The sequence below is a fragment of the Cellulosimicrobium sp. 72-3 genome, assembly GCF_013127315.1.
Taxonomy (GTDB): domain Bacteria; phylum Actinomycetota; class Actinomycetes; order Actinomycetales; family Cellulomonadaceae; genus Cellulosimicrobium; species Cellulosimicrobium funkei.
The window spans coordinates 522,197-545,090 of sequence record NZ_CP053419.1 but is presented as its reverse complement, the minus strand read 5'-3'; the positions used below and the strand labels follow the sequence as shown (position 1 = coordinate 545,090).

The window sequence follows — 22,894 nt, the reverse complement described above, 5'->3', positions numbered from 1 at the left end:
GCGGAGGCCGGACGCTCACGCGTCGAGCACGCACGGGCCGGGCGCGCACGGCCCGGACGCCAGGTCCGGCACCGTGCGTGCGCGCGGCGGCGTCAGCGCGCCGGGCCCTCCGCGTCGGCGGGGCGACCCGCGTCGTCGGGCCCGGGGTCGCTCGTGTCGGCGAGCTCGACGCCGCCGGTGGCACCCGGCTCGCCGTGCCGGTCCGCGTCGTCGTGCTCGCCCGTGTCCTCGCGCTCGGCCGCCTCCTGGTCGCGCGTGAGCTCGTCGACGACGAGCAGGTCCGTGCGGACCTTGCCCGTGCGGTAGCCCGCACGGCCGACCATGTGCGCCGCGACGGGCGACGTGAGGAGCTGAAACACGACGACGAGGAACAGCGTCGCGACGGCACCCCACGAGCGCAGCCGCAGGCTCAGGCCCGCGAGCACGAGGATCAGCCCGAGCACCTGGGGCTTGGTCGCCGCGTGCATGCGTGCCAGCAGGTCCGGGAACCGCACGACGCCCACGCCCGCGGCGAACGCGAGGAACGCGCCGCACAGGAGGAAGACCGCGGACACGACGTCGGCGATCGTGTCCCACAGGCCGGTGGTCGGGTCCATCAGCGCACCTCCCCCTCGGGCGCGCCGCCGTGGTGCTCGGCGTCGACCGCCGAGTCCCGGTCGGACTCCTCGGCCTCGCGGCGGGCGGCGTCCTCGGCGGCGATCTCCTCGGCCGTGCGGATGCGGCCCTCGTCCTCGGGCTCGACCGACGCGAACCGCGCGATCGTCACCGAGCCCACGAACCCGACGAGCGAGAGCACGACGAGGATCGGGATGGTGTCCGTACGCCGGGAGAACGCGGCCTCGAGCGCGATCGCCCCGACGAGCGTCGTCGTGAAGACGTCGAGCGCGATCGTGCGGTCGAGCATCGACGGCCCGCGCTCGGCGCGCGCGACGGCGAGGCTGGCCCCCGCGGCGAGCAGCACGGCGCTCACCACGACGATCACGAGGTAGACGGTGTCGCTCATGCCTCGGCCACCTCTCGCGCGGACGGGACGTCGTACAGGCCGGCGGCCCGCAGCTCGTCGTTCGACGCGAACGCGTGCAGCACGCGCGCCTCGAGCGCGAGCGTGTCCTCGCGGACCTTCTCCACGCCGCCCGCGGTCTCGACGTCGAGCACGTGCAGGTAGAGCATCCCCGTGAGGCGGTGCGCCTCGACGACGATCGAGCCGGGCACGAGCGACGACAGCTCGGCCGTGATGGTCAGGTAGATGTCGGACGGGTTCCGCAGCCGCACGCCCACGACGGCGCCGCGCGGCGTGTGCCGCGGGTTCAGCGCGAGGAGGCTCACCTGGAACGACGCGACGACGAGGTCGGAGACGAAGCGCCCGACGAGCACGAGGAACGGCCACGGCCGGAACTTCCCGCGCGCCGCGATCGACGGCAGCGGGAAGAACGTGATGACGGCGAACCCGATGAGGACGCCCGCGAGCACGTTGCCCACGGACAGGTCGCCCCACAGCATGACCCAGACGATCGTCAGCCACAGGACGGTGCGCCACTGCGTGGTGACGCGGGCGAACCAGCCGGAGGCGAGCGCGCGGCGGCGGCGGTGCAGGCTCATCCGTCCGCACCCCCGTCCATGCCGGCGGGTTCCGTGCCGGCCGGTTCCGTGCCGTCGCTCTCGCCCGTCGCGACCTCGTTCGACTCGCCCTGGCCCCGGTCGGAGTCGCCGGGGAACACGGCGTCGACGTACGTGTGGCCGTCGAGCAGCGTCGCGGCGGCGCGCTCGGTGTACGAGTAGAGCGGGCCCGCGACCACGGTGAGCGCGAGGCCGAACGCGACGAGCGCCGTCGCCGGGCCGACCATGCCGCGCGGCAGGCGCGCGTCCGCGGGGATCTCGACGGGCGCCGTCTGCCAGAAGGCCTTGTTCCACGCCTTGACGATCGCGTACAGGGTGAGCAGCGACGTCACGACGGACCCCACGACGAGCGCCCACGTGAGCGGCGTGCCCTGCGCGACGCCCTCCTCGAGGAGGCCGACCTTGCCGAGGAAGCCCGACAGCGGCGGGATGCCCGCGAGGTTCATCGCCGGGATGAAGAACAGGATGGCCAGCCCGGGCGCGAGCTTGGCGAGCCCGCCGAGGCGGTCGAGCGACGTCGACCCGCCGCGGCGTTCCACGAGGCCGACGACGAGGAACAGCGTCGTCTGCACCGTGATGTGGTGCACCACGTAGAAGATCGCGGCCGCCATGCCCGGCTCGGACGCGAGCGCGATGCCGAAGATCATGTAGCCGATGTGGCTCACGAGCGTGAACGACAGCAGTCGCTTGATGTCGTTCTGCGCGACGGCGCCGAGGATGCCGACGACCATGGTCAGCAGCGCGAGCCACATGAGGACGTCGTCGACGACGCTGTCCTCGGGGAAGAGCAGCGTCTGCGTGCGGATGATCGCGTAGACGCCCACCTTGGTGAGCAGGCCCGCGAAGACCGCGGTGACGGGGGCGGGCGCCGTCGGGTAGGAGTCGGGCAGCCACGCGGACAGGGGGAAGATCGCCGCCTTGATGCCGAACGCGAGCAGCAGCAGGAGCTGGATCGCGAGCGCCGTGCCCGGGTCGATCTCCGCGTACCGCTCCGAGAGCTGGGCGAGGTTGACCGTGCCGGTCGCGGCGTAGGTGAGCGCGATCGCGACGAGGAAGACGATCGAGGAGAGCAGCGCCACGACCACGTAGATCGACCCGGCGCGGATGCGCTCGCCCGTGCCGCCGAGCGTGAGGAGCACGTAGCTCGCGGCGAGGAAGATCTCGAACCCGACGTAGAGGTTGAACAGGTCGCCCGAGAGGAACGCGTTGAACACGCCCGCCGCGAGCACCATGAACGTCGGGTGGTAGATGGCGACCGGCGCCTCCTCGTCGCCGTCCGCCACGCCCTGCGCGAGCGAGTACAGCAGGACGCACAGCATGACGAAGCTCGACACCACGAGCATGAGCGACGAGAGCCGGTCCGCGACGAGGTCGATCCCGACGGGCGCCGCCCAGCCGCCGACGTCGACGACGATCGGCCCCGAGTCGGCCGCGACCAGGAGGCCGACGGACGCCGCGAGGACGAGCGCGAGCGCGGCCACGGTGATGATGCGCTGGGCGCGCGGGTGGCGCCAGAGCGCGAGCGCGAGGCCGGCCGCGACGAGCGGCAGGACGACGGGGAGCGGGACGAGGGCCGCGGCGGTGAGGCTCATCGCGGCTCCTTCCCGTCGGTCCGTCGGTCGTCAGGTCGTGCGTCGTCCCGGGCGTCGGAGCCGACGGTGCGGCCGTCCGTCGCGTCCCCGGCGTCCTGGCCCGCCGGGCCCGACGGCGGTTCCTCGCCGTCCGTGACGCCGTCGCCGTCGCCGTCGGTCTCGTCGCGGACCTGGGCGGCCTCGTCGTCCAGGGTGGCGCCGCTCTCCTCCGTGTCCGCGTCCTCGAACGCGGGCGCGTTGCGCGCGGCGTGCCGCGCGACGCGGCGGTCCTCGAGGTCGTCCTGCACCTCGTCGTGGCCGTGGAGCTGCCACGAGCGGTAGGCCATCGCGAGCACGAACGCCGTGATGCCGAGCGTGATGACGATGGCCGTGAGGACCATCGCCTGGACGAGCGGGTCGCTCATGTCCTCCTCGGGCGTCGTGCCGATGAGCGGCGCGCCCCCGGCGCGCCCGCCGGCGACGAGGAAGAGCAGGTTGGCGCCGTTCCCCATGAGGATGAACCCGAGCAGGACGCGCGTGAGGCTCCGCTCGAGGAGCAGGTAGACGCCCGCGGCGAACAGCACGCCGATCGCGAGGACGAGGACGACGCTGGGCGTCATGTCGATGACGTTCACCGGCGGCCACCTCCGATCGAGTCGGGCTCCATGGCCTCGAACGGCCCCGTGTCCTCGCCGGGCTCGCGGCCCGCGGCGGCGCGTTCCGCGTGCCGGTCGATCTCGGCGCCGAGCGTGCGCAGGATGTCGAGGACGAGGCCCACGACGACGAGGAACACGCCGACGTCGAAGAACAGCGACGTCACGAGGTGGATCTCCCCGACGAGCGGGAGCGCGAGGTCGTAGGCCTCGCTGCCGAGCACGTTGCCGGTGAGCAGGAACGCGACGAGACCCACGCCCGCGGACAGGAACAGGCCCGTCCCGAGGAGCAGACCCGGGTGGACGGGCGCGGCCTCGCCGAGCTCGTACCGCCCGCCCGCGAGGTAGCGCACGATGAGCGCGATGCCGACGACGAGCCCCGCCGCGAACCCGCCGCCCGGCGCGTTGTGGCCGGAGAACAGCAGGAAGAGCGCGAAGACGATCATGGCGTGGAACAGCACGCGCGTGACGACCTCGAAGATCACCGAGCGCCGTTGGGGCGCGAGGGTGCGCCCGGCGCTCAGCCACACGAGCATGCGCGGCTGGTCCTTCTCCGTGACCCCGCGGCGGCGCAGCGCGGCACCCGGGTCGTCGGTGTCGCTCCAGACGCCGGAGCCGGTGGCCGTGGTCGCGGGTCGGGCCCCCGACGCGCGCAGGATCTCGCCGCTGCGCGAGCGCAGGAACACGAGCGACGCGACGCCCGTCGCGGCGGCCAGGAGGACGGAGATCTCGCCCATCGTGTCCCACGCGCGGATGTCCACGAGGGTCACGTTGACGATGTTCTTGCCGTGCCCGAACTCGTAGGCCTCGGCCGGGAAGTCCACCGAGATGGGCGTCGCGACGCGCGCGAGCGGCGCGACGAGCGCGAAGCCCATCATGACGACGGCCACCGCGAGGCCGATGCCCAGGCGGACCCACCGGCTCGCCGCGAGCGGCCGGTTCGAGAAGTACGCGGGCAGGCGCCGCAGCACGAGCACCATGACGACGAGCGTGATCGTCTCGACGAGGACCTGCGTGAGCGCGAGGTCGGGCGCGCCGTGCAGGAGGAAGAGGACGGCGTTGCCGTACCCCGCGATCCCGACGAGGATCACGGCCTTGAGCCGGCGGCGCGAGCGCGCGGCGAGCACCGAGGCGATGCAGATCGCGGCGACGGCGACGAGCTGCGCGGGACGGTCCCAGGCCCGGAGCTGCTCGGGCCACGCGGTCTGCGCGACCATGACGACGCCCGGGCCGAGCACGAGGACCACGAGGATCGCGCCGAGGTAGAACGGGAGCGAACCACGCTGCGTGACGGCCGTGATGTCGGCGGCCAGGTCGTCGAGCTTGCGCATGACCTTGCGGTACGTGACGTCGGCCTCGGGCCCCGTCCACAGCGACGCCTGGAACCGCTCGACGCGCGACCGCTGCCAGAACAGCACGACGCCGACCGCGAGCACGAGGACCGTCAGGGCGAGCGCGGGCGTGAAGCCGGCCCACAGGACGAGGTGCCCGGGCTCGCCGACGGGGTACGTGTCCGCGTACGGGGCGAGGAGGTCCTCGCCGAAGTGCGGCACGAGCGCCGTCGCGAGGCCGAGGACCGCGAGCACGACGGCCGGGCCCACGAGCAGGAACGGCTGGCGGTGGATGCGCGCCGGGTCGATCGGCGGCTCCTCGGCCTCGACGACCGGGCGGCGCGCGGTGCCGGTACCGGCGCCGGCGCCCCACGCCTTCTCGTGCGCGTTGGCGCGCGCGGGCGACCGGCCGAGGTGCGGCTTGGACGCGAACGCGCCCCACCAGAAGCGCAGGCCGTACGCGACCGTGAACATCGAGCCGACGACGACCGACCACAGCACGACCGTGTCGACCCACACCGGCCCCTCGCCGTGCAGGAGCGACTCGAGCGCCGCCTCCTTCGCGACGTACCCGGCGAACGGCGGCAGCCCGATCATCGACGCGGTGGCGAGCCCGCCCGCGACCGCGGTCCACGGCAGGGCCTTGCCCACGCCCGTGAGGCGGCGCAGGTCGCGCGTGCCGGCCGCGGCGTCGACCACGCCGACGACGAGGAACAGCGAGGCCTTGAACATCGCGTGCGCGCCGATCATCGCGAGCCCGGCGAGCGCGGCCCCTCGCGTCCCGAGGCCCACGAGCAGGATGATGAGGCCGAGCTGGCTCACGGTGCCGAACGCGAGGACGAGCTTGAGGTCGTACTGCCGCAGCGCGCGGTAGCCGCCCACGAGCAGGGTGCCCGCGCCGAGCACGACGACGAGCGTGCGCCAGACCGTCGTGTCCGAGTAGGCGGGCGCGAAGCGCGCGACGAGGTAGACACCGGCTTTGACCATCGCGGCCGCGTGCAGATACGCGCTCACCGGCGTGGGCGCCGCCATCGCGGCGGGGAGCCAGAAGTGCAGCGGGATGAGCGCGGACTTGCTCGCCGCGCCCACGAGGAGGCAGACGATCGCGGCGGTCACGGCGCCGCCCGTCGGGGGGTCCGCGATGATCTCGGACATGCGGAACGTCCCGCCCTGGACACCGAGGATCACGACCCCCACGAGCATGGCGAGGCCGCCCGCGGTGGTGAGGATGATCGCCTGCATGGCGGCGCGACGGCTCGCCTTGCGGTCGGCGTAGTGGCCGATCAGCAGGTACGAGAAGACCGTCGTGAGCTCCCAGAACACGAACAGGAGCAGCATGTCGTCCGCGGTGACGAGCCCGACCATCGCCCCCGCGAACGCGGTGAGGACGCCGCCGAACCGCCGCAGGCCCTGCGCGGTGGGCGAGAAGTAGGCCGAGCAGTAGACGAGGACGAGGGCGCCCACGCCGCCGACGAGCAGCAGCATGAGCCACGACAGCGTGTCCATGCGGAAGGCGAGCTCGAGCCCCAGCCCGGGCACCCACTCGATGACCTGCGTCGGGTGCTCCCCCGACATCACGCGGTCGGTCCAGGCGAGCGCGTAGGCCGCCGCGGACGCCGGCGCGAGCGCCATGACGAGGAACGCCCGGCGGCCGAGGAACGAGACGAGTGCAGGCGCGCCCAGTGCCATCACGAGATGGGCAAGGAGCACGTAGAGCACGGGCCGCTCCGTCCGGGTCGGGGGCGGGTGGGCGAAGTTCTTGCTGGACTTGTCATCGCCGCGCCCGGGCGGGGGGAAGCCGCAGGCACGACAGTTCACGGCGCCGACGAGGCCGGGCCGAGAACCATTTTACCGACTCCTCAGCCGTGCGGGGCGCCCGTAGCCCCGTCCGTGACCGATTCCTCAGTCGGCCGTCACAGATCCTCGGGGTCCACGAGGAACTCCGCCTCGTCCGCGATCTCCCCGCCGACCGCCTGGTGCAGCGTGCGCGTGACCTGCGTGACCACCTCCGCGGCGCGCTTGCGCGCGATCTGGTGGTCGAGCGACGGCTGCTCCCGCTGGGACTCCGCGAGGTCCTGCGGCTCCCAGCGCACGCGGTAGCTCACCGCCCCGCCCACCGTCCACGGCAGCCCGCGCAGCAGGAGGGGCAGCGCCTCCTCGCCGCCGACCTCGACCGCGACGAGCCCGTCCATGCCCAGGTCGACGAGGAGGCCGTACCCGTCGAGCACCGCACCGGCGGTCAGCGCCTTGATGTCGACGTCGTCCGCCGCGGCGTGCAGCGCGCGCCGCAGCTCGGGGTCCATCTTCTCGCCCGGGTAGAGCGGCAGCTCCGCGATGCCCTTCGGCGGCCCCTCGTACGGCTTGCCCTCCGTCGCGAGCCGCGTGCGGGGGTGGAGCCGGCCGACGAGCGCGAGCGCGGCGTGCGGGTCGAGCCACACGTCCGAGTACAGCGTCATGTCGACGGCGACGCCCGGGTCCGGCGTCAGGACGACGCCCGCCCCCGCCGGGTTGCCGACGTCGGTCCGGACCGACCCGCCGAGGCGGCGCGCCGCCGCGACGAGGAACGCGACCACGCGCTCCTCCTCCCGGACCGGCAGGCCGCCGGGGAACGCGCGCCCGACGCCGTCCCGGTCCCCGCCGCCCGGGTAGGGGACGTCCCCGCGCTCGCGGGGGCAGACGACGTCGAACACGAGCGCGGTGCCCGGCACGCCGGAGCCGGGGCCCGCGTACGGGCCGGTGAGCGTCGTGTGGCGCGAGGTGCGCAGGACCCCCGGCTCGCCCGGCCGCGCGGTGCGCGCGGGCGGCACGAGGGGCTCGGTGCCCTCCGGCGCGACGTCCCAGCGCGCGCCCGCGAACCGCGAGAGCGCGAGCGTCTCGACCTCGTCCACGTGGACGTCGGCGGGCAGCCCCAGCACGTGCCGCGCCTGGTAGGACTGCGCGGCGCCGGGCCCGGCGGGGTGCGGCAGCGGCGGGAGCGGGCTCATGCGGTGCGGTCCTCCGGTCCTCGGGTCCTGCGGGGTCGAGCGGCGTCCGACGCGGCGGGCCGCGCTCAGACGTCGGTGCGGTGGAAGTTCTGCCACGAGCGGGAGGCCGTCGGGCCGCGCTGGCCCTGGTAGCGAGAGCCGTAGACGCTGGAGCCGTACGGGTTGTCGGCGGGCGAGGACAGCCGGAAGAAGCACAGCTGGCCGATCTTCATGCCCGGCCACAGGGTGATCGGCAGCGTCGCCACGTTGCTCAGCTCGAGCGTCACGTGCCCGGAGAAGCCCGGGTCGATGAACCCCGCCGTGGAGTGCGTGAGGAGGCCCAGACGGCCCAGGCTCGACTTGCCCTCGAGGCGCGCCGCCACGTCGTCGGGCAGCGTGACCGTCTCGAACGTGGACCCGAGCACGAACTCCCCGGGGTGGAGCACGAACGGCTCGGCCGGGTCGACCTCGACGAGCCGCGTGAGGTCGGGCTGGTCCTGCGACGGGTCGATGAAGGGGTACTTGTGGTTGTCGAACAGCCGGAAGAACCGGTCGAGGCGCACGTCGATGCTCGACGGCTGGAGCATCGCCGGGTCGTACGGCTCGAGCTGGACGCGGCCGGCGTCGAGCTCGGCCCGGATGTCGCGGTCGGAGAGCAGCACGGGCCCACGCTAGCCGACGCCGGAGCGTGCCCGGACCGGGCTCCGCACCGTGGATCGGTGCCCTGGACCGGCGCCCTGGACCGGCGCCCGGACCGGCGCCCTGGATCAGCGGGTGCCGGGCGCCGTCGGGCGCGGGGCCGCGCCGGCTCGTCGTCGAGGCGGCGCGGCCCCCGCCCGCGGACGGGAGGTCAGGCGCGCAGCGGACGGCCCGTCGAGTCCACGGAGTAGTAGCCCGTCTTCGAGGTCAGGTAGAGGATGCCCTCCACGAGGCCCCAGATCGCGATCACCGGCGCCGCGAACCCGAAGGACAGCACCGACACGAGCAGCATCGTCAGGCCGATGCCGGTGTACCCGAGGTAGAAGCGGTGGATCCCGAGGCTGCCGACGAGGATGCCGAGCAGGCCCGCGGCGAGACGCGACTTCGCCTGGGGGTCGTACGCCGGGTCGTAGCCGGGCTGGCCGTACGCGCCGGGCTGGCCGTAGGCGCCGGGCTGCGCGTAGCCCGGCTGCTGGGCGTAGCCCTGCTGCGGGGCGGAGCCGTAGCGCTGGTCGGGCGCCTGCTGGCCGTAGCCGGGGGCGCTCGGCGTCCCGTACGCCTGCTGGCCGTACGCGTCACCGGCCGCGGGCTGCTGGCCGTAGCCCGGCGTCGGGCCCGACGGCGTGGCGGAGCCACCGTAGACCGGGTCGCCGGGGGCGGGGCTCCCCTGCGACGGGTCGGGCTGCTGCTGGTACGGATTCTCGGACAAGGCGGCTCCTCGGGCGGCGCGCCGCTCGTCGGCGCGGGACTGGTCGTGGTGCGGGCGGTTCTGGCATCACCGGCGTCGTCCGCTATGATCGGGTCGCGCGCTGGTTCGCCGAGGATCCTCCCAGAGGGCCCGGGGCGGACGCCACCGGCGCCGCGCGGGTGTAGTTCAATGGTAGAACTTCAGCTTCCCAAGCTGATAGCGCGGGTTCGATTCCCGTCACCCGCTCAGCCTGCGAGAGCCCCGCACCGGTCCGGTGCGGGGCTCTCGTCGTCGCGGGCCACAGGCCCGACGCGCTTCGTCACGGCCACGCCGCCAGCAGATCGTCTGCCGTCCACACGCGGGACAGGCGCAGATCGCCCTCGGTGGCGACGTCACGCGCGGCGAAGGGCGTGCGGGCGTGCCACGGGACGCTCCCGACGAACACCGAACCCCTAGCAAGAAGACAACTCTTGATGGGGGTGTCGTCGCCGAGCCCGAGGTCGCGCGCCACGGCGACGGTGACGTGGCGCGCGACCCCGGCCTCGGCGGTCCGAGGCCCGGGCGTCAGCCCAGGATGCTGCCCGCGGCCTTGGCCGAGGCGGCGAGGGAGCCGGTGAGCGGCAGGTCGGGGAGGATCACGGCCTGGGCCGCGTGGTAGACGTCGGGCTTGCCGACCCACGTGACGCCGTCGGGCCGGTTGGCGGTGTCGAGCTCGTGGTGCCACGACCCGCGCTCGTGGTCGACGAGGTGCGCGTCGATCCACTCCCACCAGCCCGCGGCGGCCTCGGCGAACCGGGGGTCGCCCGTGACGCGGCCCAGCACGTCGGCGGCCGCGACGGCCTCCGCGGCGACCCAGTGGTAGCGCCGGGGCTCGACCGGCGTGCCCGACCAGTCGACCGTGTACACGAAGCCGCCGCCGTGCTCGCCGTCCCAGCCGTCCGCGACGGCCCGGTCGAAGAGGGCGACCGCGGCGTCGGTGCGGGCGCCGGGCGTCCCGGCCGCGACGTCGGCCTGGAGCAGCAGGCGTGCCCACTCCAGGCCGTGGCCCGGCGTCGACCCGTAGGGCTTGAAGGGGTCGCGGGGGCGGTCCGCGTTGTAGTCCGGCAGGGGGTTCCAGCCGGCGTCGAAGTGCTCGGGGATGCGCCAGTCGTTCTCGCGCGCCCACCCCACGACGCGGTCCGCGACCGACGCCGCGCGCGCGAGCCACTCGGGGTCGCCCGTCGCGTCGTGCGCGGCGAGGAGCGCCTCGACGGAGTGCATGTTCGCGTTGACGCCGCGGTACTCGTCGAGCACGGTCCAGTCGCGCGACCACTCGTCGGCGTGCATCCGCGGCCCGGGCTCCCAGAACCGCTCGTCGAGCACGGCGAGCGCCGCGTCGAGCAGCTCGCGCGCGCCCTCGCGACCCGCGATCGTGCCCGACGCCGCGGCGAGCACCACGAACGCGTGCGCGTAGGCGCTCTTCGTCCCGTCCACCGGGACGGCCTCGCCCGCCGCCGGGTCGTGCCCGTCGCCCGGGCGCCGCGCGGGGCCGCGCGACGAGACCCAGCCGCCGTTCTCGGCGTCGACGAGCACCGCCCGCAGCCCGTGCAGCGCGGCGTCGGCCCGCTCCCCCGCCCCCGGCACGCCGAGGAGCGACGCGAACGCGTACACGTGCGCCATGCGCGACGTGATCCACGTGTGCACCGGCTGCGACAGGTCGGGGCGCCCGTCGTCGTCGAGCCACTGCGCGGCGCCGTCCGCGCGCAGCGACGCCTCGCCGAAGCGCAGCAGGTCGGCGAGCTGCTCGCGACGCCAGCGCCGCAGGTCGGTCGCTGGCGTGGGCTGCTCGGTCGGGTGCTCGGTCATCTCTCGGTCCTTCTCGTGCTGGGTGCGTGGCGCCGCACCGGGCGCGGTGCCCGTACGGCGCGGTGCCCCGGGACGATCATCCCGGGGCACCGCCGGTGGTGCATGCCTGCCTCACCCCGGTCGGACGCGGGGCGGGGCGGGCTCAGGGGTTCAGCCGCAGGTCACGGCGGCGTAGTCGGCCTGGATCGACGCCGTCACCTCCTCGTCGCCGGTGCCGCGCGTCGCCTCGACGGTGACGGTGCCGGCCTCGACCGCCGCGGCCCGCGTCGCGAACGACTGGTAGGCGTTGGCGCCCGGCGCGACGGCCGCGACCTCCTTGGTGCCGAACGGCGTGACGAGCCGGATCGCGAGCGGCACGTCCTCGCCGTTCTCGGCGCGGACCGCGACGTACGCCTTGCCGGCGAGGCAGCGGGTGCTCACCGTGACGTCGACGGCGAGCGCCGGCTCCGCCTCGGTCACGGTCACGGGGACCTCGACCACCTGGCTGGTCCAGCCGTCGTCGACCACGACGTACGCGGTGTACGTCCCGGCCGCCGTGTAGGCGTGCGAGCCGGAGACCGACCCGTCGGTCACCGCGCCGGCCGCGACGTCGGAGCCGTCGCCCCACGTGACCGCCGCCCGGAGGTCGGCGCCCTCGCGGCCGCCCGCCACCTGGGCGAGCGCCACGTCCGAGGTCTGCCCGACGGCGAGCGTCACGCCCTCCGCGGCCGTGACCTCGAGCGCGGGGTGCTCGGCGAACGTGCCGTCGTGCGCGACCGCGACCACGTGGATGCGGCCGTCGCGCGAGAGCTCGCCCGGCTGGTCCGGGAGCGTGATGCTCACGGGCCGCTTGCCCTCGGGCAGCGTGATCGGCGCCGTCGCGAAGAACGCGGCGGGGGTGCCGGTCTGCGGGCTGCCGCCGCGGAGGCGGCTGTCCGTCACCGCGACGGGGATGTTGCCGAACACGGGGTTGCGGGCCGCGCCCGACCAGTCGCCGAAGCTCAGGTCGATCGGCTGGGTCGAGCCGTCGTCGAAGGTCAGCGTGCCGGTGGCCTGCTGGTTCTTCTCCGTGCCCGTGCCGATCACCGAGAGCTGCTCCGCGTCCGCGGGGACGTCGAGCTCGATGGTCTGCCCGTCGCCCGTCGCGTTGTCCGGCTGACCGGCGGGGACCGCCGGGACGTCGAACGCGAGGTCCGTGCCCGGCACCGTCGCGCGCTCGCCCTGGACGAAGCCCTTGGCCGCGAGCTGCGCCCGGTCGAAGAACACGCCCTGGCCGTCGCACGAGCCGACCGTCGTCCCGGCGTCGCCGATGCAGACGTTGTCGTACGCGGCGAGCAGCGAGCCCTCGCGCAGGAGGGAGACGTTGACGTACGAGGAGGTCGAGACGGTCTCGATCCCCTCGCCCGAGACCGTGACGGTCACGGGGTAGACGCCGGGTGCGGTCCACGTGTGCGCGGCGTCCACCGCGTACCCGCCGAACGCGCCCGCCCGCAGCGTCCCGGCGACCGGCTCGGAGCCGTCGCCGAACGCGACCTGCACGTCGAGCGCCGCGACGTCGCCCTCGACCCCGGTGAGGGTCGCGAACGAGCCCGAGACCTCGCGGCCCGTGACGCCGTCACGGTCCGGCGCGGCCGAGAGGGTGAGCTCCTCGGCCCCCGAGTCCTTCGGGTCGGCGAGGAGCTCGACCTCGGCGAGCGACAGCGCGCCGGAGCCCGACGTCGCGGTGACCGTGACCCGGTACCGCGCGAACGCCGTCGGCTCGGCGACCGTGAACGGCCGCGTCTGCAGGGCCCAGCGGAACTGCTCGCCGGACCGCTCGTCGAGCGTCGTCCACGTCTCGCCGTCGTCGGAGCCCTCGAGGGTCCACGCGGACGGCGACGCCGTCCCGCTCGCCCCGGAGGTCAGCGTGTACGACCCGACGGTCGGGCGGATGCCGTTGCCCGCCCACGTGATCGACGGCGTCGTGGTGGCGAACGTCGTGCGCGTCCCGGACGTGTTGTCCGTGAGCGCCGCGGCGCTCGTGGTCGCGTCGCCGTCGGCGACGGTCGTCGTGCCGAGACCCGCGGTCGTCGCGTCCTGCACCGGCGTCGGGGGCTCGTCGCCCTCGGTGAGCGACGGCGGCGCGTCGTCCTCGCCCGTGCCCCAGTCCGACGGCTCCGGACCCATGACGAAGTCCAGCGTCGCACCGCCCGAGAGGTCGGCCTGCGAGAGCGACGTCGAGGTGCGGGCCTCGCCGTCCACCGCGAGGGACTGCACGTAGACGTTGTCGACCGAGTTGTTCTCGGCGTTGACGACGAGGTCGCCGTCCGGCAGGTGCACGGTCGCCTTGTCGAACAGCGGCGAGCCGACCGCGTACTGGTCCGAGCCGACCTGGAGCGGGTAGAAGCCGAGCGAGGCGAAGATCCACCACGACGACATCTCGCCGTTGTCCTCGTCGCCCGGGTAGCCCTGGCCGATCTCGCTGCCCACGAACAGGCGGCGGGTGACCTCGCGCACCTTCTCCTGGGCCTTCGACGGCGCGCCCGCGGCGTCGTAGAGCCACGGGATGTGGTGCGACACCTGGTTGCTCATGCCCCACTGGCCCATGCGCACGTCGCGCGCCTCGCGCTGCTCGTGGATGCCGCCGTTGCCGGCGCCCTTCTCCGGCGTGGAGAAGAACTCGTCGAGCTTGTCCTCGAGGCCCTGCTTGCCGCCGTAGAGGTTGGCGAGGCCCTGGCCGTCCTGCGGGGCGTGGAACGCGAAGTTCCAGCCGTTCGTCTCGGTGTACCCGCCGCCCCAGGCCTCGGGGTCGTACGTCTCGGGGTCGACGGCCCACGTGCCGTCCTCGTGCCGCGGCACGAAGAAGTCGACCTCGGGGTCGAACAGCTCGACGTAGTGCGTGGCCCGCTCGAGGAAGTACGCGGACTCCTCGCGCAGCGTCTCGCGGCGCTCGTCCGGCGTGGCCGGGTCCTCCGCGAGGGCGGCGGCCATGTTGCCGATGCCGAAGTCGTTGACCAGGCCCTCCAGGCCCCACGACACGGACTCGTGCGTGGACTCCGGCGTGAACCCGAGGAACGGCGAGGTCTGCAGGCCCTTGCGGCCCACGGCGTTGCTCGGCGGCGCGACGGTCGCGTTGCGCAGCGCGGCGTCGTACGCCTCGAGCGCGGTGCCCGTGGGGAGCGAGCCCTTGAGGTACGCGTCGGCGAACGCGACGTCGGAGCTCGTGCCCGTCATGAGGTCGGCGTAGCCCGGCGAGGACCAGCGCGCGATCCAGCCGCCGTCGCGGTACTGCTGGACGAACCCGTCGACCAGCTCGGCCGCGAGCTCCGGGTAGAGGAGCGAGTACGCCGGCCAGGCCGTGCGGTACGTGTCCCAGAACCCGTTGTTCACGTAGATCTTGCCGTCGACGACCTTCGCGTTGGTCTGCGTGTCCGTCGCCGAGCCGGTGGTCGCGGAGACCGGGCTCGCGTACTTGTACACCGGCTCCTGCGCCGTGCCCGTGTTCTCGAACTGCGAGTTCGGGTACAGGTTGAGGCGGTAGAGGTTCGAGTACAGCGTGACGAGCTGGTCCTCGCTCGCACCCTCGACCTCGATGACCCCCAGGCGGTCGTTCCACGCCTGCGCGGCGGCGGCCTTGACCTCCGTGAAGGTCTTGCCCGTCACCTCCAGGTCGAGGTTCTTGCGCGCCTGGTCGAGGCTGATGAACGACGTCGCGACGCGCAGCTCGACCGTCTTGTCGGACGACGTGTCGAACGTCGCGAAGCGCGCGTCCGCACGGTTGCCCGCCGCCGTCCCGACCGCCGTCGGACTACGGTCGAAGGTGCCGGCGACGAACATGCGCGTGCGGCCCACGGACAGGCCCGAGCCGTTCTCGACCCAGCCGGAGATCGTGCCCGTGGCCTGGTCGTACGTGAGCTTGGAGGAGCCGTCCACCTTGTCCACGAGCACGTGGCCCTTGGCTCCGGGGTAGCTGAAGCGGAGCACCGCGCCGTGGTCGGTGGGCGTCGCCTCGATCGCGGACCCGTTGGTGAACGTGACCCCGTAGTAGTCCGGCCGCGCCGTCTCGTCGGCGTGGTCGAACTCGAGGCCGCGCGTCGAGAGCGTGGCGTCGGGCGTCCCCGACGCCGTCGACGGGAGGAACGTCAGCTCGTTGCGGTCGCCCATCCACGGGCTCGGCTCGTGCGAGATCCCGAAGCCCTGGAGGACGGGCTTGTTGTTGGCGTTGTTGGCCTTGTGGTACTCGTACAGCCAGCTCTGCGAGGAGGCGTTCGTGTACGGCGTCCAGAAGTTGAACCCGTTGGGCGTCGCCGTCGCGGGGATGTTGTTCCCGCGCGAGAAGCTGCCCGACGCGAGCGTGCCGCGGCGCGTGTCCACGTAGTTGGCGAGGCTCGACCCGTCGATCGTGGCCGGCTCCGCCGTGATCGCGACGTCGTCGAGCCAGCCCGCGAACTTCGTCCCGGCGTGACCGCCCGGGTTGTCGTACCCGAGCAGCACCTGGTCCACGGTCTTGCCCGCGGCGACGTCGCCGAGGTCGACCCGCACCGAGTTCCACTGGTCGGCGTAGAGGATCTTGCCCTCGCCCTGCGCCTGCGCGGTCGCGACCGTCTCGTGCGCGTCGCGCGCGCCGAGGTCGGACAGGTAGGTCCCGTCGGTGAACAGGACGTCCACCGCCGCGTACGTCGACGGGTACTGCAGGTCGTCGAGCAGCTCGGGGAAGATCGTGTAGCTCAGGCGCGTGTCCTCGCCGACGACGACGTCCACGTCGTCGTAGAGCACGTTCGTCGCGTAGGTCTCGCCGTCGGCGAGGTGCGAGCCGTCGTACCGGAGCGAGTGCAGGCCGGAGAACCCGACGCCCGCCTTGTTGGTGAAGCTGACGCGCGGCCCGGTGCCGACCTTCGTCGTCATGGGGGCCGCGGACGGGCCGGCGCTCAGGTCGGCCGAGAGGTCCCACCCGGCGAGCTGGACGATGGAGTCGCCCGAGTTCGCCGTGACGTTGAGGCGCAGGTACGTGTACGCCGCGGTGGGCGCCTCGAGCTCGAACGTGCGCGTCTGCTGGCGGTTCGGGAAGTCCTCGTCCGTCCGGCGGTCGAGCGCGGTCCACGTGGACCCGTCGTTCGACCCCTCGACCGTCCAGGTCTTCGGGTCGCGACCGGCGGCGTCGTCGCCGGAGGTCATCGTGTACGCGACGAACGAGACGGGCTCGGCGAACTCGTACCGGACCCAGCCGGTCGACGCGAACGCGAGCCACTTGGTGCCCGAGCTGCCGTCGGCGAGGTTCGCCGCGCCCTCGTTGGGCAGGTTCTGCGCGCTCGCCGTGACGCCCTTCAGCTGCCCGAGGACGCTCCCGGGCAGGCCGGCCGTGAACGAGCCGACGTTCGCCTGCCAGGGCGCGCCGTCGCGCTCGGCCACCGTGGTGGGCAGCGCCGCCGGGTCGCCGGACTCGAACGACGACGAGAAGTCGCCAGGCTCGGCGGCCGCGGCGGGAGCGGCGGCGAGAGCTCCCGCGGGGGCCGCGAGAGGCACTCCGAGCGGGACGGCGAGAGCGGCGGCGAGCACGAGGCCGAGAGGCCGGGCGCGGCCGCTGCCGGACCGCGCGACCGCGCGTCCGGACGGGAGTGGTCTGGTCATGCCGCGATCTCCTTCGATCGTCTGACAGCGCTGTCAGGCTGCAGGGGTGCCCCTGACAACGCGCAGGGGGGAAGCGTTGTCAGGGGCGACCTGAACCTATGCGTCGGTTCCGGGCTTTGTCAACGCGGCCAGGGCCCCGCCGGGAGGGCGCGGACGAGAGGACCCTCGGGCGCGAAAGTCACGCTCGGTGTGACTTTCGCGCTACCCGCTCGACCGCCGAGGGCGTCGCGCGCCGTCAGCACGACCGTGCTCGCACCGCCACGCGCACGGGCACCGCGGCCACACCTAGGCCCCGGGGCCGGGGACCTCCCCCGTGCCGCGGACGACAAGCCGCGTCGGCACCACGACGAGCCGTGGGGCGAGCTCCGGGTTCTCGGCACGGGACACCGCGAGCGCCGCCGCCTGCCGGCCCATCTCGACGACGTCGTACCCCACGACCGTCACGTGCAGCAGGTCCGCGAGCTCGAAGTCGTCGAAGCCGACGAGCGCGACGTCCGCCGCTCCGCCCGTCGACTCGCGGTCACGCAGCGCGTGGAGCGCGCCGACCGTGATCTTGTTGTTCGCCGTGACGAACGCCGTCGGCGGCTCGGGCAGGGCGAGGAGCTCCGCGACGAACACGCGTGCGAGGTCGGCGTCGTGCGCGCCGTCTCGCACGTAGCGGCCCGGGTCCTCGACGCCCGCGGCCCGCAGCGTCGCGACGAACTCGTCGCGACGCTCCTGGAACGTCCACAGGCGCGACACGTCGCCCACGAGCGCGATCCGGCGGTGCCCGTGCGCGAGGAGGTGCGTCACGGCGTCGCGCACTCCCCCGCGGTTGTCGATGACGACCGTGTCCGCCTCGACGCCGCGCGCGGGGCGGTCGATGAACACGACCGGCAGGCCGTCCTCGAGCTCGCGGCGCAGGCCCGAGTGGTCCGTCGACGTCGGGGTGACGACGAGCGCGCCGACGCGGCGCTCGACGAGCGCCTCGGTGAGCGACCGCTCGCGCTCCGGCTCCTCGTCCGAGCTCGTGGTGATGAGCTGGAGGCCGTGGTGGCGGAGCTCGCGCTCGATACCGCTGGCCAGCGCGGAGTAGAACGGGTTCGCGAGGTCGCCGGTGACGAAGCCGACGAGCCGCGACGAGCCGCCGCGCGCGAGGTCCGCGGCCACGGCGTTGCGCCGGAAGCCGAGCCGCTGCGCGGCCTCCTGGACCTTGGCGCGCGTCTGCGGCGCGACGTTCGGCTCGTCGTTGAGGACGCGCGACGCCGTCTTGAGGCTCACACCGGCGACCTCCGCGACGGAGGCGAGCGTCGGGCGCCGGCCTCCGCGTCCGCCGTGCGGACGCGCCACGGCCACCTCCGTCGGGGTGTCGGGCACCACGACCCCGACCTCGCCCGGCGGGACCGTCCCCGCGCTCTCCCCCTGCATCACCATCTCAGACCTCCCGTCGACCACGAATCAGCATGTCGACGACGATAGCGAGCAGCAGGACCGCTCCGGTCACGATGTACCGCGTGGCCGTGTCGAGGTTGAGCAGCGTGAGCCCGTTCGCGATGGACTGGAGCACGAGCACGCCGAGCAGCGCCGACCACGCGCTCCCGCGCCCGCCGAACAGGCTCGTGCCGCCGATGACCGCGGCCGCGATCGCCGTCAGGTAGGTGTCCGCCGCGCCGGTCCCCTGGTTCGCCGCCGCGAGCCGTCCCGCGGCGAGGACGCCGCCGAGCGCGGCGAACGTCGAGCACGCGACGAAGCACGAGACGACCGTGCGGCGCACCGCGACGCCCGCGAGGAGCGCGGAGCGCCGGTTGCCCCCGACGGCGCGCACGGAGCGTCCCCACCGCGTGCGGCGCAGCAGCACGTCGACCACGACCACGAGCGCCACGAAGAGCACCACGGTGTAGCCGATCCCGCGCGCCGTCCCGAGGTACGCGACCGTCGCGACGAGCACCGCCGCGAGGACCGTCGTCCGGACGGCGACGCGGGCCAGACCCGGGCTCGGGAGCTCCGCCCGGACGCGGCGCACGTGGTCGGTCACCCGCAGCGCGGCGTACCCCGCCACGACCACGACCACGAGGCCCCACGCGACCGCGGGGGCGAGGAAGCCCTGCTGGACCGTGCGCACGAGCCACGACTCGAACGGCAGGTTGATCGATCCCTTGGGACCGAGGACGCGCAGCTGCACGCCCGCGAGGATCAGGAGCCCCGCGAGCGTGAAGACGAACGACGCGAGCCCGAGGCGTGTGGACAGCAGCCCGTACCCGAGCCCGACGACGACCCCGACGGACAGCGCCGCGACGATCGCGATCCCGACCGGCCAGCCCAGCCCGACCGTCCCGACGGCGAGCACCGCCGCGGCGAGCCCGCTCACCGAGCCGACCGACAGGTCGATCTGGCCGACGAGCAGCACGAGCACGACGCCGAGCGCGATGATCCCCGTGGGGGCGCTCTGGAGCGTGAGGTTGACGAGGTTCTCCGCGGAGAGGAACGCCGGGTTGATCGCGCCGAGCACGACCCAGATGAGCACGAGCGCGGCGACGATCGGCAGCATGCCGAGGTGCGCGCCGCGCAGCTGCTGCACGACGGACCCGGACAGCGCGCCCGTCAGGGGCCGGTCGAGCGCCGCGCCCGAGGTGCGGCCGGGGACGCTCATCGGTGCACCGCCCCGGTGCCGCCCGTGCGCCGCTCTCGCTCGGCCCCGCCCGAGCCGCTCGCGCGCGCCGGGCGCACGGCGCCCGTCATCGCGGCGAGCAGGTCCTCGTAGGACGTGTCGCCCGGGAACTCGCCGTGCACGCGGCCGAGCCGCAGCACGAGGATGCGGTCGGCGACGGCCTGGAGGTCGCCCGCCTGGTGGCTGATGAGGACGACGGCGTGCCCGCGCTCGCGCAGCTTCTCGATGAGGTTGAGGACCTCGGCCGTCTGCCGGACGCCGAGCGCCGCCGTCGGCTCGTCGAGGACGAGGACGCGCGGCGACCCGAGGAGGGCGCGCGCGACGGCCACGACCTGCCGCTGGCCGCCCGAGAGCGTGCGCACCGGCTGCCGCACCGACGGGACGGTCGCGGCGAGCTGGTCGAGCAGACCCCATGCCTCGCGCTCCATCGCGATCTCGTCGAGGAACGGCCCGCGGAGGACCTCCTGGCCGAGGAACACGTTCTCGACGACGTCGAGGTCGTCGACGAGCGCGAGCTGCTGGAACACCGCCGCGATCCCGTGCTGGCGCGCCGTCGCCGGGGAGTCGAGCACGACGGGCGCGCCGTCGAGCAGCACCTCGCCCGCGTCCGGCCGGAACGCGCCCGCGACGACGCCCGCGAGCGTCGACTTGCCGGCGCCGTTGTCGCCCACGACGGCGAGGACCTCGTGCTCGCGCACCTCGACGTCGACGTCGACGAGCGCCCGGACGCCGCCGAAGTTCTTCGAGACCCCGCGCAGGGTCAGGACGGGGGCGCTCACGGCGCCGCCTCCAGGAGACCCGCGTCGACGCACGAGTCGACGTACGACGGGGTGCAGATCTCGTCGACCGTGTAGACGCCGCCGTCGACGAGGACGCGCTGGACGTCGTCGACGCCGACCGCGCGCGGAGCGAGGAGGAGGCTCGGGACGCCGTCGATCACCACGGTCGCGCGGGGGTCCTCGCCGCGCAGCACCCGTACGGCGAGCTCGGCGGCCGTGCGCGCCTGCTGCGTCGTGGCCTTGTAGACGGTCATGTACTGGTCGCCCGAGACGACGCGCTGGACGGCCGCGAGCTCGCCGTCCTGGCCCGTCGTGGGCGGCACCGGGTCGAGGCCGGCGGCCTTCATCGCGGCGATGGCACCGCCCGCGATGCCGTCGCTCGCCGCGAAGACGCCGTCGACGCGACCCGGGTACTGCGTGAGCTGCCCCTCGACCCACTCGGTCGCCTTGTCGGGGCTCCAGTCGGGCGTGTCGTACTCGGCGAGCACGTCGATGTCCTCTCCCTCGAGCGCACGGTGGGCGCCGGCGGCGAGCTCCGCGGCGTTCGGGTCGGTCGGCGAGCCCTGCACGAGCAGGACACCCGGCCGCCGGCCCTGCGCCGGCGGGTCCTGCTCCGCGCGGTCGAGGACCGCGCCGACGAGCGCCTCCCCCATGAGGTACCCGATGAGCTCGTTGTCGAACGAGACGTAGTAGTTCGCGCCGTCGACGAAGCGATCGTAGGCGATGACGGGCACGCCGAGGCGCTGGGCCTCGGCGACGACGCTCACCGCGGCGACGGCGTCGACCGCGTCGAGCACGAGGACGTCCGCGCCGCGCGCGAGCATCGACTCGGCCTGCTGCTGCTGGTTCGCGGCGTCCTGGGCGGCGTTCGCGTACAGCACCTCGCACGACGGGCAGCGCCGCTCGACCACCCCGACGAAGGTCGGGCGGTCGGTCGTCTCGTAGCGGGCGGTCTTGGCCTCGGGCAGCAGGAGCCCGATGGTCCCCTCCGACGGCCCGGCGGGCTCCTCCGGCGGCGCGCAGCCCGCGAGCGCCAGGAGGGCGACCACGACCGCCGCGACAGCCGCCGTCACCACGCCCCGCGCGCGACGGCGGGCGCCCCCGGCCCGGACGAGGGCCCCCGTCATGCGCTCACCCCCAGGGAACCGCTCACGCGCGCGAGGTCGAGCGCGACGGCGAGCGCGCCGCGCACCTCGGCGGCCGACCCCAGCTCGGACGCGACGACCTCGACCGGGCCCGCCGTGCTGGGGACCGTGCGCTGCTCGAGCGCGGTGCGGAGCGGACCGAGCAGGGCCTCGCCCGCCTCGGCGAGCTGCCCGCCGACGACGACGATCTCCGGGTCGACGAGGTTGCACAGGTTCGCGGCCGCGACGCCGAGGTGCTGCCCGGCGTCGAACAGGACGCGGCGGCAGCCGGGGTCGCCCTCCTGGGCGCGCGCGATGACGTCGCGCAGCGTGAGGTGGCCGCGGCTCTCGGAGAGCATGGACAGCAGCACGCCCGCGCCGACGTACATCTCGAGGCACCCGCGGTTGCCGCACCGGCACACGGGGCCGTTCTCGTCGATCGTCACGTGCCCGATCTCGCCCGCGACGCCCGCGCGGCCGTGCACGACGCGCCCGCCCAGGACGAGCCCGCCTCCCACGCCGTGGGACACCCGCAGGTAGGCGACGGCGTCGTGCCCGACGGCCGCCCCGAACCGGGTCTCGGCGAGGGCGCCGAGGTTGGCGTCGTTGTCGACCGTCACGGGCGCGCCGAGCTCGGCCTCGAGCATCTCGGGGACGACGACGCCGTCCCAGCCGCGCATCATGCCGACGGTCGCGATGCGCCCGGCGCGCACGTCCACGGGGGCGGGCACCCCGACACCGACGGCGAGCAGCTCCTCGGGGGACGCGTCGACCGACGCGACCATCTCCCCCACGAGCAGCGCGGCGCGCTGGAGGCCGGTGTCGGCGCGGTGGTCCGGGGCGAGCGGCATGCGCTGGTCGGCCAGCACGCGCATGGACGCGTCCGCGAGCGCGACGCGCATCGAGCGCGTGCCGAAGTGCACCCCCGCGACGAGCCCGAGGTTGCGCGCGAGGGTCACCTGGAGCGCGCGGCGCCCGCTGCGGGTGGAGGGCGAGGTGTGCAGGACGCCCGCGCCGGTGAGCTCCTTGACGATGTTGGAGACGGTGGCCGGGGACAGCCCGGTGACGCCGGCCAGCTCGATCTGCGTGAGGGAGCCACGCTGCTGGACGGCGCTCACGATCCGGGCTCGGTTGGCCTCACGCAGTGAAGTCTGCGAGCCCGGTGTCACCCGGTCAGCGCGCACGTCGGCCAGGATACCGCCGGGACGTACCCCTCCAGGTGAGGCGCCTCGCCGCCCAGGTGGGGGCGGGCGGCTCGACAGGGATCGGACAGCGCTGTCAGAATGATCCCGCCCACGCGACCAGAGGGATTGGATCCATGTTCTGACGCGTACATCACGATTCAGCGTCGCTTGAGTTCATTTCTTGACATCAAGCGCGGGTCGCCGTTG

17 protein-coding genes and 1 tRNA gene are annotated in these 22,894 nt (G+C 74.1%); 1 reads left to right on the top strand and 17 read right to left on the bottom strand.

Annotated elements, in window-relative coordinates:
* Positions 1–92 precede the first annotated feature (92 nt).
* The 9 genes from mnhG to HKK73_RS02435 all read right to left on the bottom strand — a co-directional run bounded on the left by mnhG (position 93) and on the right by HKK73_RS02435 (position 9,543).
* Complete coding sequence (mnhG, locus tag HKK73_RS02475; RefSeq protein WP_171467372.1) at positions 93–596, bottom strand: monovalent cation/H(+) antiporter subunit G; 504 nt, start codon at positions 594–596, stop codon at positions 93–95.
* On the bottom strand, positions 596–1,003 hold the full coding sequence (locus tag HKK73_RS02470; RefSeq protein WP_076403690.1) for a monovalent cation/H+ antiporter complex subunit F: 408 nt from the start codon (positions 1,001–1,003) through the stop codon (positions 596–598). The genes mnhG and HKK73_RS02470 overlap by 1 nt, the downstream gene beginning before the upstream one ends.
* Complete coding sequence (locus HKK73_RS02465; protein WP_021482449.1) at positions 1,000–1,599, bottom strand: Na+/H+ antiporter subunit E; 600 nt, start codon at positions 1,597–1,599, stop codon at positions 1,000–1,002. Before HKK73_RS02465 ends, HKK73_RS02470 begins: the two co-directional genes overlap by 4 nt.
* A complete protein-coding gene (locus tag HKK73_RS02460; RefSeq protein ID WP_171467371.1) occupies positions 1,596–3,209 on the bottom strand; it encodes a Na+/H+ antiporter subunit D in 1,614 nt (537 codons plus the stop codon). Before HKK73_RS02460 ends, HKK73_RS02465 begins: the two co-directional genes overlap by 4 nt.
* The gene (locus HKK73_RS02455) at positions 3,206–3,808 is read right to left on the bottom strand and encodes a Na(+)/H(+) antiporter subunit C (protein ID WP_168946320.1); all 603 of its coding nucleotides are present in this window, start codon (positions 3,806–3,808) and stop codon (positions 3,206–3,208) included. Before HKK73_RS02455 ends, HKK73_RS02460 begins: the two co-directional genes overlap by 4 nt.
* Before the next feature lie 11 nt (positions 3,809–3,819).
* Positions 3,820–6,891 (bottom strand): Na+/H+ antiporter subunit A, encoded by a 3,072-nt coding sequence (locus tag HKK73_RS02450; protein WP_076403696.1) that lies wholly within the window; start codon positions 6,889–6,891, stop codon positions 3,820–3,822.
* A gap of 194 nt (positions 6,892–7,085) precedes the next feature.
* On the bottom strand, positions 7,086–8,156 hold the full coding sequence (locus HKK73_RS02445) for a hypothetical protein (protein ID WP_043653002.1): 1,071 nt from the start codon (positions 8,154–8,156) through the stop codon (positions 7,086–7,088).
* A 65-nt stretch (positions 8,157–8,221) separates the two neighbouring features.
* On the bottom strand, positions 8,222–8,797 hold the full coding sequence (gene dcd / locus HKK73_RS02440; RefSeq protein ID WP_034652708.1) for a dCTP deaminase: 576 nt from the start codon (positions 8,795–8,797) through the stop codon (positions 8,222–8,224).
* A gap of 188 nt (positions 8,798–8,985) precedes the next feature.
* On the bottom strand, positions 8,986–9,543 hold the full coding sequence (locus HKK73_RS02435; RefSeq protein ID WP_171467370.1) for a TM2 domain-containing protein: 558 nt from the start codon (positions 9,541–9,543) through the stop codon (positions 8,986–8,988).
* A 154-nt stretch (positions 9,544–9,697) separates the two neighbouring features.
* On the opposite strand from HKK73_RS02435, the gene HKK73_RS02430 reads away from it, so the two are divergent.
* Positions 9,698–9,768: transfer RNA gene (locus tag HKK73_RS02430), tRNA-Gly, on the top strand.
* 73 nt (positions 9,769–9,841) lie between these two features.
* Here the strand turns inward: HKK73_RS02430 and HKK73_RS02425 are convergent.
* The 8 genes from HKK73_RS02425 to HKK73_RS02390 all read right to left on the bottom strand — a co-directional run bounded on the left by HKK73_RS02425 (position 9,842) and on the right by HKK73_RS02390 (position 22,621).
* On the bottom strand, positions 9,842–10,033 hold the full coding sequence (locus tag HKK73_RS02425) for a hypothetical protein (protein WP_171467369.1): 192 nt from the start codon (positions 10,031–10,033) through the stop codon (positions 9,842–9,844).
* A gap of 53 nt (positions 10,034–10,086) precedes the next feature.
* The gene (locus tag HKK73_RS02420; protein ID WP_171467368.1) at positions 10,087–11,367 is read right to left on the bottom strand and encodes an AGE family epimerase/isomerase; all 1,281 of its coding nucleotides are present in this window, start codon (positions 11,365–11,367) and stop codon (positions 10,087–10,089) included.
* A 150-nt stretch (positions 11,368–11,517) separates the two neighbouring features.
* Positions 11,518–16,953 (bottom strand): GH92 family glycosyl hydrolase, encoded by a 5,436-nt coding sequence (locus tag HKK73_RS02415; protein WP_171467367.1) that lies wholly within the window; start codon positions 16,951–16,953, stop codon positions 11,518–11,520.
* 285 nt (positions 16,954–17,238) lie between these two features.
* The gene (locus tag HKK73_RS02410) at positions 17,239–18,366 is read right to left on the bottom strand and encodes a LacI family DNA-binding transcriptional regulator (protein ID WP_216608037.1); all 1,128 of its coding nucleotides are present in this window, start codon (positions 18,364–18,366) and stop codon (positions 17,239–17,241) included.
* Position 18,367: 1 nt separating this feature from the next.
* On the bottom strand, positions 18,368–19,582 hold the full coding sequence (locus HKK73_RS02405; RefSeq protein ID WP_137279807.1) for a sugar ABC transporter permease: 1,215 nt from the start codon (positions 19,580–19,582) through the stop codon (positions 18,368–18,370).
* Entirely contained in the window at positions 19,579–20,379 is an 801-nt protein-coding gene (locus tag HKK73_RS02400) for an ATP-binding cassette domain-containing protein (protein WP_171467366.1), read from the bottom strand. The genes HKK73_RS02405 and HKK73_RS02400 overlap by 4 nt, the downstream gene beginning before the upstream one ends.
* On the bottom strand, positions 20,376–21,506 hold the full coding sequence (locus tag HKK73_RS02395; protein ID WP_171467365.1) for a substrate-binding domain-containing protein: 1,131 nt from the start codon (positions 21,504–21,506) through the stop codon (positions 20,376–20,378). The genes HKK73_RS02400 and HKK73_RS02395 overlap by 4 nt, the downstream gene beginning before the upstream one ends.
* Positions 21,503–22,621 (bottom strand): ROK family transcriptional regulator, encoded by a 1,119-nt coding sequence (locus HKK73_RS02390; RefSeq protein ID WP_171467364.1) that lies wholly within the window; start codon positions 22,619–22,621, stop codon positions 21,503–21,505. Before HKK73_RS02390 ends, HKK73_RS02395 begins: the two co-directional genes overlap by 4 nt.
* Between the last annotated feature and the right edge of the window lie 273 nt (positions 22,622–22,894).